Here is an 11,936-nt window from a genome sequence, read left to right as displayed (position 1 = left end):
TTATGGGTGAACGGTTTTGCGCGGTCGATCAAGCACCAACACCATCACCCACGCATACACCGTCACCGCAATAAACAACCCCATGCGCACCGCAAACGCGCTGTAGACATCCTTGCCCGCCGCGCTGTCCTGCACCGACTGCCCCAGCAAAATCAGCAGCGTGATCAGCGTATTCAGCCAAAACCCCGGACTGCACCGCGTCGGGCTCAGCGCATAGAGCTTGCGCCCGAGCAACAAGCCGAACAGCAGCATCCACAAAAAGAACATCCACAAGTGCACAAACACACTCAGCGCACACCAGAACACCACCGCCAACAACCCGCCAAGCAGCGTCGACCCCAGCAGTTCGAATCCAGCATCGCGTGCGTTGCGCGTGGAACTCTGCTGACCAAGGCTGACCGCTTTGAGGATGATCGGCAGATAACTTGCCGGATCGATCAGCGCCAACAGGAACGCCGGCAGCACAATCAGCGTTGCGCGCAACGCCACGCGGTCAACATCCTGCGCCGCGAGTTTTGGCGCGACCGCTGATGGCGGCGCATTCACCGGTTCGGGGAACACCCCATGACTGACGGCAACCACGATTACCGCCAGCAGCAAGCCCTTGACCAGCGCACTGATCACCATCAGCGCCAATTCAAAACTGGCGGTGCCGGCGGCGGAAATCATCGTCAGGCCGATCACCAGAAACGTCACGATCAGGTTATTGCCGCCGCGCAATCCAAAACGAAACACCAGCAACAGTCCGAGCGCGATCAGCAGCAAACCGCTCAGCGGGTAGTACCGTAGCAACGGAATCAACAGCAAGCCGATGCCAGTGGTCAGCAGCGCCACCAGCGCTAACCCCACGCCAGCCTTGAGCGGCAACGGCTGATTGCGCGTGGCGAGCAACAGCAGCGCCAACACCGGGCCGAGAAACGGCAACGGCAAATCGAGCCCGAAACTCGCCGCCAGGCACAGCGCGGTGCCACTGGCCAGACGCAAACAACGTTGCGCCCGAGGGTTGCGCTCAGTAGGCATACGACATCCAGCTCATCAGCCGCAAAAACACCCGGCCGAGCGGGTTCAGCGGATGGCCGTGGCTGGGGAACGCCATGACTTCAGCCTGCCCGCCGGCACGAATCGCCCGACTGTCGCGGAGGCGGTTCACCGCATCTTCATCAAACTCGATCACCACCGGGAAACGCTGCGCCGGGCGCAACCAGTCGCGGCTGTTCTGCACGCTCGGCAAGGTCCCGGGCGCTGGCGCCTGACCGACACTGACGCCATAACCGACGCTGCGCACGCGGCCCTGAAACACCTCGCCCGGCAACGCATCGAGCACAATCGCGACCGGCGTCTGCGCCTGGATCAGGCCCAGATTGTTTTCGGTCATGTCGGCAATAACCCACACATCGTGGATCGCAATCAGGGTCATCACCGGGCTGCCGGCGCCGGCAAACTGGCCGACGTCGGTGCGCAAATCGGTGATCAACCCGGCCGAGCGCGCGCCGATGCGGGTGTTGGCCAGGTCCAGTTGAGCTTTCGCCAACGCCGTCGCCGCGCTGCGCAGCAAGGCATTTTCCGCCTCGCTGCCGCCCTCCTGTTCTTTCGCCCGCAGCACTTCGGCCTCGGCGGCGGCGACTTGGCTGGAGGCTTTTTCGAGATTGGCCCGCGACACTTCCAGCAAGCGCACGGACACCGTGCCCCGGTCGGCGCGGTACAAACTTTCGAGGCGCTGATTGTCCTGGCGCATGCGGTTTTCGTTGGCCTGCGCCGCGCGCAACGAGGCTTGCGCGGAAGCGATGCCGGCGGTACTGGCGCCGATCTGCCGACGGGTCGATTCGAGGTCGGCGCGGGCGCGGTCCACAGCGATCTGATACGGCTGCGGATCGACTTCAAACAAAATATCGCCGGCGCGCACGTCCTGGTTATTGCGCACATTGACCCGCACCACCCGGCCTGCCACTTCCGCCGCCACCGGAATCACAAACGCGCCGACCCGCGCCTGTTGCGTGTAAGGCGTGAAGCGGTCCGCGAGCAGATACCAGGCGAGGCTGATCAGGATCACCAGCAACACCCACTTGATCGCCTTCTTCTCCGGGGGCGCCGCAGGTTCGGCAATTGGTGGCGGGACGGCTTCACTCATCGTCATTCACCTTCAAGGGTTGCGGAAAAGCGGGTTGGCTGTCCGCCGAGGTGTCGAGCAGGCCGCCCCAGTCGGTGCGGTTGTCCATTTGCTTGCGTGTTGGCTGGTCAAGCAGCGGTTGCGCCGCATACCAGCCACCGCCGAGCGCCTTGTACAACGCCACCAGATTGCTCACCGCTGTGCTGCGGCTGATCAGGTAGCTGTCCTGCAATTCGAGCAGTGCCCGTTGCGCATCCAGCACTCGCTGAAAGTCGGAAAAACCCTCGGTGTATTGCGCGCGCGCCAGCACCAGCGAACGCTCGGCGGCGACTTCGGCCCGAGCGAGGATGCGTTCGCGTTCAAGGGCTTTGCTCAATCCATTGGCGGCATCGTCGGCCTCGCGGGCGGCTTGGCGCACGGTGTCGCGATAGACCTCGATCAGTTGCTGCAAACGCGCATCCTGAACCCGCACGTTGTTGCTGATCTGGCCGTGATCGAACAGGTTCCAGCGCAGGCTCGGGCCACCGACAATCTCCAGCGTGTTGGAACTGCCGCCCAGCGAATTGGCGCTCCAGACGATGCTACCGAGCAAGCTCAGCGACGGATACAGATCACTCAGCGCTACGCCGATCAGCGCCGACTGCGCGGCGACATTCAGCTCGGCGGCGCGCACATCGGGGCGGCGCAGCAGCAGATTGGCCGGCACATCCTGCAGCACGGCGCGGTCCACCAGCGGGATCAGTTCTTCGTTGACCGTGACTTGCGGCAAATCGCCCGGCGCCTGCCCGGTCAGCACCGCGAGGGCGTTGCGGGTGCGGTGCAATTGATCTTCAAGACTGGGAATGCTCGCGAGCGTGCCAAGGTATTGCGCGTTGGCCTGCTGCAGATCGAGCTCGGCGGTCTGGCCGCTGTTGAACAGCTTGCGGGTGATGTCGAGGCTGCGCTGTTGTTGCCGGGTGTTATCGCGGGCAACGTGCAGCCGTGCTTCGGTGGTGCGCAGGGAAAAGTAACTGTCGGCGACTTGCGCGCGCAGCAGCACCAGCACGTCTTCGTAGTTGGCCTGGGCGGCGAAATAACTGGCGTCCGAAGACTCGATGGCGCGGCTGAAACGGCCCCAGAAATCCAGTTCCCAACCGATGTCGAACCCATCGCCGAATTGCCAGAAACGGCTGTTCTGCGGGTTGTCGCCGTTGTACTGGCGCCGCTCGACGTGCAGCAGATCGACGCTGGCCTGCTGGAATTGCGGATAACGCCCGGCGCGGGCGATGGCCAATTGTGCGCGTGCTTCGAGCACCCGCAGGCCGGCGATTTTCAGGCTCGAATTGTGCGCGTCGGCAGCGCTGATCAACTGGTCGAGCACCGGGTCATTGAACACCTGCCACCACTGGCGCAGATCCGGGCTCGCGCCGCGTTCGCTGGATTGTTGCAGCGCCGGCGTGCTCCAGTGTTTGACCCAGTCCTCGCCGGGCGGCTGGAAGTCCGGACCAACGCGCGTGCAGCCGCAGAGGCCGAGCAGCGGCAGCAGAAACAGGAGCATGGCGGTGCGTGCGGGCATGAATGAATTCCCGGCCAAGGAAGATGACTGGAGCATAGCCGCCCGAAGCAAACCCGGCCGCCGCCAGGCAAAACCCGCAACGGCTCGCTTTTATCCGGTAACTGCTACGCTTTCAAGTGCCCGGAAATCACGGCTTTCTGCCAAAGCTCCGCAAAAAGGCTCTCCATCAAGGTTCTCCATTAAAGCTCTTCATCAAGATTCCCCATCAACACAGGTGCGAGCGACATGACCACTCAACCCCACTCCGCCGGCTGGCGTTTCAAACTGGGCATTATCATTCTCTGCGTGATGCTGGGGTCATGGTTGATGGTGCCGCTGGCCGCCGCCATCGGAGTGCCGGGTTCCAAGGTGGCGGCGCTGACCGGCGTGCTGTTTATCAGCAACAAGGTGTTGTTGCTGTTGGTGATCGCGGTGATGGGCAAGGCCGGTTTCCAGCAATTGAAGCGCAACGTGTTTGGCTACGTGACGTCGCTGGCGCCCAGCGCAGATGCCGAAGTCGGCCCGCTGCGGCACCGGATCGGCCTGGTGATGTTTTGTCTGCCGCTGATTTCGGCGTTTCTCGAACCCTATGTCGACAGCTTCTGGCCGGGACTGCGGCCGAACCTGTGGCAACTGCAACTGCTCGGCGACGTAATGCTGGTTGGCAGCTTTTTCGTGTTGGGCGGCAATTTCTGGGACAAGGTCCGCGCACTGTTCATCCGCACGGCCAAGGTTTCGAATGCTTGAAACTGATCAAAAGGAAGGCTAATGACCCGTTTGACCGCAAAAGACTTCGCCCCCGAGTTGCTGGAACTCTACGACTATTACGTGCACGGCCAGATCAACCGCCGTGAGTTTCTCGACCGCGCGGCGTTGTTCACCTTGGGCGGCCTGACCGCGTCCGCCCTGCTCGCTTCGCTGAACCCCAATTACGCGATGGCCGAGCAAGTCGCGTTCACCGACCCGCAAATCATTGCCGAATACATCACCTATCCGTCGCCCAAGGGCCACGGGCAAGTGCGCGGTTATCGGGTGCGCCCGGCGCAAGCCACGGGCAAGCTGCCGGCCGTGGTGGTGGTGCATGAAAACCGTGGGCTCAACCCGTATATCGAAGACGTCGCGCGGCGCGTGGCCAAGGCCGGTTTCATCGCCCTCGCCCCCGATGGCTTGACCTCGGTGGGCGGCTATCCCGGCAATGACGACAAGGGCCGCGAGCTGCAAATGACCGTCGACCCGGAAAAACTCATGAACGACTTCTTCGCCGCCATCGAGTGGCTGATGAAGGATGACGCGGGCACCGGCAAGGTCGGTATCACCGGGTTCTGCTATGGCGGTGGTGTGGTCAACGCGGCGGCCGTGGCCTATCCGGAACTGGGCGCCGGCGTTTCATTTTACGGGCGCCAGGCCGAGAGCAAGGACGTGCCGCGAATCAAGGCACCGCTGCTGCTGCATTTCGCCGAACTGGACACGCGCATCAACGAAGGTTGGCCGGCCTATGAGCAGGCGTTGAAAGCGGCGGGCAAGACCTATGAGGCGTACATTTATCCGGGGGTCAATCATGGCTTCCACAACGATTCGACGCCGAGGTTTGATGAGGCGGCGGCGAATCTGGCGTGGGACCGGACGATTGCCTGGTTCAGGCGTTATCTGTAGGAGCATGGCTTGCCCGCGATGGGATTTTGCGTCCGTCATCGCGGGCAAGCCTTGCTCCCACAGTGAGCCGCGATGGGTGGATTGAGGTTCTCGGTTAACCATGTCTTCTGGAAAAATCAGCCGCATGCCACGCATTCTGGTGTACGTCCTTGTCGCGATTGCAGCGCTGTATTTGCTGATGTGCCTGGCGTTGTTCGTGTTTCAGCGCTCGCTGATTTATTTCCCGCAACCGAGTGCGCCAGGTGCCGCCGAAAACGTGCTGAAGCTGGCCGTCGCCGATGCGGATTTGCAGGTATCTGTGCGGCTGCGCGAAGGTCCGAAGGCGCTGATTTATTTCGGTGGGAATGCCGAGGACGTCTCGCAGAATCTGCCTTCGTTCGCCGCAGCTTTCCCGGAGCACGCCCTGTATTTGTTGCACTACCGTGGTTTTGGCGGCAGCTCTGGCTCCCCTTCCGAAGAGGCGATTGCGCGCGATGCGCTGGATCTGTTTGACCGGGTGTATGCCGAACATCCGCAGGTCGCCGTAGTCGGTCGCAGCCTCGGCACCGGCGTCGCCATCCGCCTCACCAGTCAACGCCCGGCGGCGCGGCTGATTTTGATCACGCCGTACAACAGCCTGCTGGAACTCGGCGTCCGGCAATATCCGATCTTCCCGATCAAGTGGTTGTTGAAGGACACCTTTGATTCCGGCCAATACGCCGCGCACATCCGCGTGCCGACATTGCTGATCGCAGCGGAGGATGACGAGGTGATTCCGCGTGCGAGCACGCAGCGACTGCTTGGGCATTTTGAGTCGGGCGTGGCGTCGCTGCGAGTGATCAACGGCGTGGGGCACAACTCCATTTCCGAAAGTCCCGAGTATCTGCGATTGATCAATGGCGCTTTGTAATTCTCGTCCAACCCCGCCCAACCCCTGTAGGAGCAGAGCTTGCTCGCGAAAGCGGCAAATCAGTCACCGGAGATGTCGACCATGACGACGCCTTCGCGGGCAAGCCTCGCTCCTACAGGAGCCGGGATGGCCGAGATAGAGCGTTTACGGCGCTAAACGACTTTTCGTCGATTTTTTAAAATGTAAAAAAGAATTTCAAGAATCTCCTGCGGTCCATGACTGACATTCTTCAGGATTTCACCGTTATGACTTTTGCAAAATTCTGCCAATCTTTATCCAATTGGGCCGGCAGTTCGAAAACCTTCATTCTCGCCATCGTGCTGATCGTCGTCTGGGCGAGCACCGGGCCGTTCTTTCATTACAACGACACTTGGCAACTGATCATCAACACCTCGACCACGATCATCACGTTCCTGATGGTCTTCCTGATCCAGAACACCCAGAACCGCGACAACGACATTTTGCATTTGAAGATCGACGAATTGCTGCGTGCCAGTCAGGAAGCGCAAAACGCCTTGCTGTGCCTCGACAAAATGGGCACCAAGGAACTGCGTGCGTTGCGTGAGCAATACAGCACTATCGGCGAGAGCGAGGAAATGCACTTTCCGTCGCCGGCCGAAAAAGCGGATGCGGCACCTACCGTCTAAGCACTCTCCGGCTAGTCGCCACAAGGTTTGACCAGCCGTAAAAGCCCCGCCGCCCTTCAAGCGCCGGGGCTTTTTGTTGGGTGGCAGGCACGCGGCGCTTGACGCTTCACGCCGATAAGTGGGAGAAAGTGCGGGCGAGAATGGAAGCAAGCTACCGATTGCCCCCCGGATCAAGGACGACTCATGAAGACATTATTGTGTTTGCTGATCGCCATCGCGGTCGGCGCCACGTTGCAGTACGAGGGCCTGCCGCACGGGCTGCTGCTCGGCTCCATCCTCAGCACCGCGCTGATCGCCAGCAACTTGCGCTTCTCGCCGACCCTGCCCTTGAGCCTCGGCTACGTACAAATCGTGCTGGGGATCGCCACGGGGCTGATGTTCAAATCGTGGGACAGCCAGACCGCCACCGCGCTATTGCCCAGCCTGGGTTTTCTGTTTGTATGCCTGATGGCGCAAATCAGCTTCGCCGGTTTGTGGCTGTTCAAGGTCTCGGGCTGGAACGCCAAGGACTCGCTGATCGCGGTCTACCCCGGCGCCCTCGCGGCAGTGTTCGATCTGCTGGAATCGGAGCGCGCGTCGAGCAAAGTCATCGTTGTGCACTTGGTGCGGCTGTTGTCGATTACCGTGCTGGTGAGTTTTCTGATCCCCGACCCGGTGCACCTGGCCTTCAGCGAAAGCACTGCGCTGGGCCTGAATACCGGGCTGATCGCGCTGTCACTGATCGTCGTGTGCATCGTGCTCGGGCGCGTGTTGTTGCGCATCGGCGTGCCGGCGCCTTTCATGCTCACTGCGATCATTGTCACCGGCGTCTATATCAAGTTTGGCTACCTGCAAGATTTCCAGATGCCGCAATGGAGCGTGGATTTCGCCACGCTGATTCTCGGCGTGCTGATCGGTGCGAAATTCAAGGATATTTCCCTGGCGGAGCTGCTGCGCCATGGTCGCGCCGGGGTGATGTCGGTCGGTTTGATGTTGCTGACGGCTGCCGCGTTTGCCGGCATCGCCGCGCGCGTGTTGGGCAGTGACCCGCTGACGTTGTGGCTGGCGTACATGCCCGGCGCCATCGAAACCATCACCATCGTCGCGTTCGGTGGCGGGCTGAATGTGGTGTTTATCCTGACCCACCATCTGGTGCGCATGATGGCGCTGCATTTTGCCCCGGCGGTGCTGGTGCAGGCGCGCCGCTGGCGGCAAAGCGAACTGTAAAAAACTCGAACTCCGCGCCTGTCGTTGCATCCAACGTTTAAGCCAATGGAGGTATGCGATATGAACAATGACTCGAAAAACCCAGCCAATCCCCTGCCGACCGATACGTCGGGCAAACCTGTGAACGTGGTCGAACGCGATCTTCAGGACCGCGACGACGACACCCGCGCCGTCGACGAAGTCATCACCCCGACCTCGACCCGCGTCAAAGAGCAAGACGCCGAAGAGCTACGGCGCAAAACCGATGAGATCGAACGCAAAGTGGCCGATGGGAACTGATAACGTCAGCCGTCAAAACCTGCAAGCAGACCTGCCACAGGTCTCGCGGTAGCCCCGGCCGAATTGGCTAGGGCTCCACATAAAAATGCCCGCTGACCATCACAGGTTCAGCGGGCTTTTTTTGTGTTCAGGCCGGAGAAATCGTCGCAAGCGCTCCGATCAAAATCGTCAGCACCAGAAACCCACCCAGGAAAATCGCCATTCTAGCCATCAGGCCTCCTACTACTTGAGGTTGCGGCGCAACAGGCGCAGTGAGACAAGTTGATCTCAGGGCGGCCAGGCCGGTGAGGCATTCTGGGACTTGCACTGATCTGGTTACAGATGCAGATAACACCAGAAAATACGGATCAGATTCCGATCCCTAACTGCACACTCCCCCTTGTAGCAGCTGGCGAAGCCTGCGTCCGGCTGCGCAGCAGTCGTAAAACCTGTGCTCGCGGTCTGTCTGATACACCGCGTTTCCTTGACGGGGCGACTGCTTCGCAGCCGGACGCAGGCTTCGCCAGCTGCTACAGGGGATTTGTGGGGGTTGGACGGTTGATAAAAAACCCGCTGATGTAGCAGCTGGCGAAGCCTGCGTTCGGCTGCGCAGCAGTCGTAAAACCTGTGTTCGCGGTCTGTCTGATACACCGCGTTTCCTTGACGGGGCGACTGCTTCGCAGCCGGACGCAGGCTTCGCCAGCTGCTACAGGGGATTTGTGGGGGTTGGACGGTTGATAAAAAAAACCCACTGATGTAGCAGCTGGCGAAGCCTGCGTCCGGCTGCGCAGCAGTCGTAAAACCTGTGCTCGCGGTCTGTCTGATACACCGCGTTTCCTTGACGGGGCGACTGCTTCGCAGCCGGACGCAGGCTTCGCCAGCTGCTACAGGGGATTGTGGGGGTTGGACGGTTGATAAAAAACCCACTGATGTAGCAGCTGGCGAAGCCTGCGTCCGGCTGCGCAGCAGTCGTAAAACCTGTGTTCGCGGTCTGTCTGATACACCGCGTTTCCTTGACGGGGCGACTGCTTCGCAGCCGGACGCAGGCTTCGCCAGCTGCTACAGGGGATTTGTGGGAGTTGGACGGTTGATAAAAAAAACCCGCTGACGGAGCAGCGGGTTTGGTTTTTGCGGCGGTTTACTTGAGGTCGAAACGGTCGAGGTTCATCACTTTGACCCACGCTGCGACGAAGTCTTTGACGAATTGCTCTTGCGCCCCGCTGCTGGCGTAAACCTCCGCCAAGGCGCGCAACTGCGCGTTCGAACCAAACACCAGATCGACCCGCGTCGCCGTCCATTTCGCCGCGCCGGTTTTGCGGTCGCGCCCCTCAAACTCTTCTTGCGCGTCCGAGGTCGGTTTCCACTCCACGCCCATGTCCAACAGGTTGGTGAAAAAGTCCGTGGTCAACGCTTCGGGCCGCTCGGTAAACACGCCGTGTTTGCTCTGACCGACATTGGCGTTCAATACGCGCAAGCCGCCAACCAGCGCGGTCATTTCCGGTGCGGTCAGCGTCAGCAGTTGCGCCTTGTCGATCAGCAACGCTTCAGCCGACACCCGGTAACGGGTTTTCAGGTAATTGCGGAAGCCGTCGGCAATCGGTTCGAGAAAGCCGAACGACTCGACATCCGTTTGCTCCTGCGAGGCGTCCATGCGCCCCGGCGTGAACGGCACTGTGACGTCATGTCCGGCATTTTTCGCCGCCTGCTCGACGCCGACGCTGCCCGCCAGCACGATCAAATCCGCCAGCGAGACCTTCTTGCCGCCATTGCCGAACTCGTTTTGGATGCTTTCCAGCTTCGCCAGCACATTCGCCAGTTGCTCAGGCTGATTGGCTTGCCAGAACTTCTGCGGCGCCAGGCGCAGGCGTCCGCCATTGGCGCCGCCACGCTTGTCGGAACCACGGAAAGTCGACGCTGCCGCCCACGCCGTCGAGACCAATTGCGCGACGCTCAGGCCCGAATTCTGGATTTTGCTTTTCAGCGCGCTGATGTCATTTTCATCAACCAACGGATGATCGACTTCGGGAATCGGATCCTGCCACAACAGCTCTTCGGCGGGCATTTCCGGGCCGAGGTAACGAGACAATGGGCCCATGTCGCGGTGGATCAGCTTGTACCAGGCGCGGGCGAAGGCGTCGGACAGTTGCTGCGGATTTTCCAGGAAGCGCCGGGCAATCGGTTCGTAGATCGGGTCGAAACGCAGCGCCAGGTCGGAAGTGAGCATGGTCGGATTGCGCCGTTTCGACGGGTCGTGAGCATCCGGAATGATCCCGGCGCCAGCACCGTTTTTCGGCGTCCACTGATGCGCACCGGCCGGGCTTTTGGTCAGCTCCCAGTCGAACCCGAACAGATTTTCCAGATAGTTGTTGCTCCACTGCGTCGGCGTGGTGGTCCAGGTCACTTCCAGACCGCTGGTGATAGTGTCAGGCCCTTTGCCGGTGCCGAAGCTGTTCTTCCAGCCAAAGCCTTGCTGCTCAAGCCCCGCCGCTTCCGGTTCAGCGCCGACATTGTCGGCAGGCCCGGCACCGTGGGTTTTACCGAAGGCGTGACCACCGGCAATCAGCGCCACGGTTTCTTCATCGTTCATGGCCATGCGGCCGAAGGTTTCGCGAATGTCCCTGGCCGACGCGACCGGATCAGGATTGCCTTCCGGCCCTTCCGGATTCACGTAGATCAGGCCCATTTGCACGGCGGCGAGTGGGTTTTCCAGGTCGCGGCCGTCCTCGGTGCGGCTGTCCTCGTTTTCCCCCGGTTCGGCCACCAGCGGACCTTCGCCGGGTTCCTGCATCGGCGCGTTGTCCTTGGCGTAGCGGCTGTCGCCGGCCAGCCATTTGTGCTCCGAACCCCAGTAAACATCTTCGTCCGGCTCCCACACATCCGGCCGCCCGCCGGAATAACCGAACGTCTTGAAGCCCATCGACTCCAGCGCGACGTTGCCGGTCAGCACAATCAGGTCGGCCCAGGAAATGCTCTGGCCGTATTTCTGCTTGATCGGCCACAGCAAGCGGCGCGCCTTGTCGAGGCTGACGTTGTCCGGCCAACTGTTGAGCGGCGCAAACCGTTGCTGGCCCGACCCTGCCCCGCCACGCCCGTCAGCGGTGCGATAAGTGCCGGCGCTGTGCCACGCCATTCGAATAAACAGTGGCCCATAGTGACCGAAATCGGCCGGCCACCAATCCTGGGAATCGGTCATCAGCGCGGTCAGATCCTGCTTCAACGCCTGGAAATCGAGGCTTTTGAACGCTTCGGCGTAGTTGAAACCCTCGGCCAACGGATCGGAGAGTGGCGAGTGCTGATGGAGGATTTTCAGGTTCAGTTGGTTCGGCCACCAGTCGCGGTTCGTGGTGCCGCCGCCAGCCGCGTGATTGAACGGGCATTTCGATTCAGTTGCCATGTATGAGCTACCTTTGGTCGAGTTCATCGCGCTACCCGGCCCGGCCTGGGCCAGCAATAGCAATCAGCGAAATCAATGACACAGGTTTTCCGGCCGAGCAGTTGAAGCAACTGCGCACTGCGGCCACACGGGAACTCTGGAGGGTGGCGAACGGTTCGCCAGCACACGGGCCCACGGCAAGCCTGTGACTCTTTGTTATCTCTTCATCAGGTGTTGAGCGACCGGCAGACGCCAGCGCAAAGGTAAGA

General features: G+C 61.0%; 10 protein-coding genes. 6 read left to right on the top strand and 4 right to left on the bottom strand.

The annotated features are described in order from the left end of the window. Genes BLU01_RS24505 through BLU01_RS24495 form a run of 3 tightly spaced genes read right to left on the bottom strand, consistent with a single transcriptional unit; the run spans position 1 to position 3,662 of the window. A complete protein-coding gene (locus BLU01_RS24505) occupies positions 1–1,020 on the bottom strand; it encodes a DUF2955 domain-containing protein (protein WP_092280326.1) in 1,020 nt (339 codons plus the stop codon). Continuing rightward, positions 1,010–2,128: an HlyD family secretion protein gene (locus BLU01_RS24500; RefSeq protein WP_092280324.1), complete on the bottom strand. Its 1,119-nt coding sequence runs from the start codon at positions 2,126–2,128 to the stop codon at positions 1,010–1,012. The genes BLU01_RS24505 and BLU01_RS24500 overlap by 11 nt, the downstream gene beginning before the upstream one ends. Further along, positions 2,121–3,662 carry an efflux transporter outer membrane subunit gene (locus tag BLU01_RS24495; RefSeq protein ID WP_092280322.1) on the bottom strand — a complete coding sequence of 514 codons (1,542 nt, stop codon included), beginning with the start codon at positions 3,660–3,662 and terminating at the stop codon, positions 2,121–2,123. The genes BLU01_RS24500 and BLU01_RS24495 overlap by 8 nt, the downstream gene beginning before the upstream one ends. A gap of 225 nt (positions 3,663–3,887) precedes the next feature. Here BLU01_RS24495 and BLU01_RS24490 point away from each other — a divergent pair, with 225 nt between their 5' ends. The 6 genes from BLU01_RS24490 (at position 3,888) to BLU01_RS24465 (ending at position 8,315) form a co-directional block, all read left to right on the top strand. Beyond that, positions 3,888–4,388 (top strand): transporter suffix domain-containing protein, encoded by a 501-nt coding sequence (locus BLU01_RS24490; RefSeq protein WP_092280320.1) that lies wholly within the window; start codon positions 3,888–3,890, stop codon positions 4,386–4,388. A 21-nt stretch (positions 4,389–4,409) separates the two neighbouring features. Continuing rightward, positions 4,410–5,294, top strand: coding sequence for a YghX family hydrolase (yghX, locus tag BLU01_RS24485; RefSeq protein ID WP_092280318.1), 885 nt, complete (start codon positions 4,410–4,412; stop codon positions 5,292–5,294). A gap of 100 nt (positions 5,295–5,394) precedes the next feature. Further along, positions 5,395–6,183 (top strand): alpha/beta hydrolase, encoded by a 789-nt coding sequence (locus BLU01_RS24480; protein WP_092280316.1) that lies wholly within the window; start codon positions 5,395–5,397, stop codon positions 6,181–6,183. Positions 6,184–6,428: 245 nt separating this feature from the next. Further along, positions 6,429–6,830, top strand: a complete 402-nt coding sequence (locus tag BLU01_RS24475; RefSeq protein WP_092280314.1) for a low affinity iron permease family protein — start codon at positions 6,429–6,431, stop codon at positions 6,828–6,830. 183 nt (positions 6,831–7,013) lie between these two features. Further along, positions 7,014–8,036 (top strand): AbrB family transcriptional regulator, encoded by a 1,023-nt coding sequence (locus BLU01_RS24470; RefSeq protein ID WP_092280312.1) that lies wholly within the window; start codon positions 7,014–7,016, stop codon positions 8,034–8,036. A gap of 60 nt (positions 8,037–8,096) precedes the next feature. Next, on the top strand, positions 8,097–8,315 hold the full coding sequence (locus BLU01_RS24465; RefSeq protein WP_092280310.1) for a hypothetical protein: 219 nt from the start codon (positions 8,097–8,099) through the stop codon (positions 8,313–8,315). A gap of 1,117 nt (positions 8,316–9,432) precedes the next feature. Here BLU01_RS24465 and katG read toward each other — a convergent pair. After that, positions 9,433–11,688 (bottom strand): catalase/peroxidase HPI, encoded by a 2,256-nt coding sequence (gene katG / locus BLU01_RS24460; protein ID WP_092280308.1) that lies wholly within the window; start codon positions 11,686–11,688, stop codon positions 9,433–9,435. Positions 11,689–11,936 lie beyond the last annotated feature (248 nt).

It is taken from the genome of Pseudomonas prosekii, from assembly GCF_900105155.1.
GTDB classification, from domain to species: Bacteria; Pseudomonadota; Gammaproteobacteria; order Pseudomonadales; family Pseudomonadaceae; genus Aquipseudomonas; species Aquipseudomonas prosekii.
The sequence above is the reverse complement of the archived record's forward strand: the minus strand, read 5'-3'. Positions and strand labels throughout refer to the sequence as shown.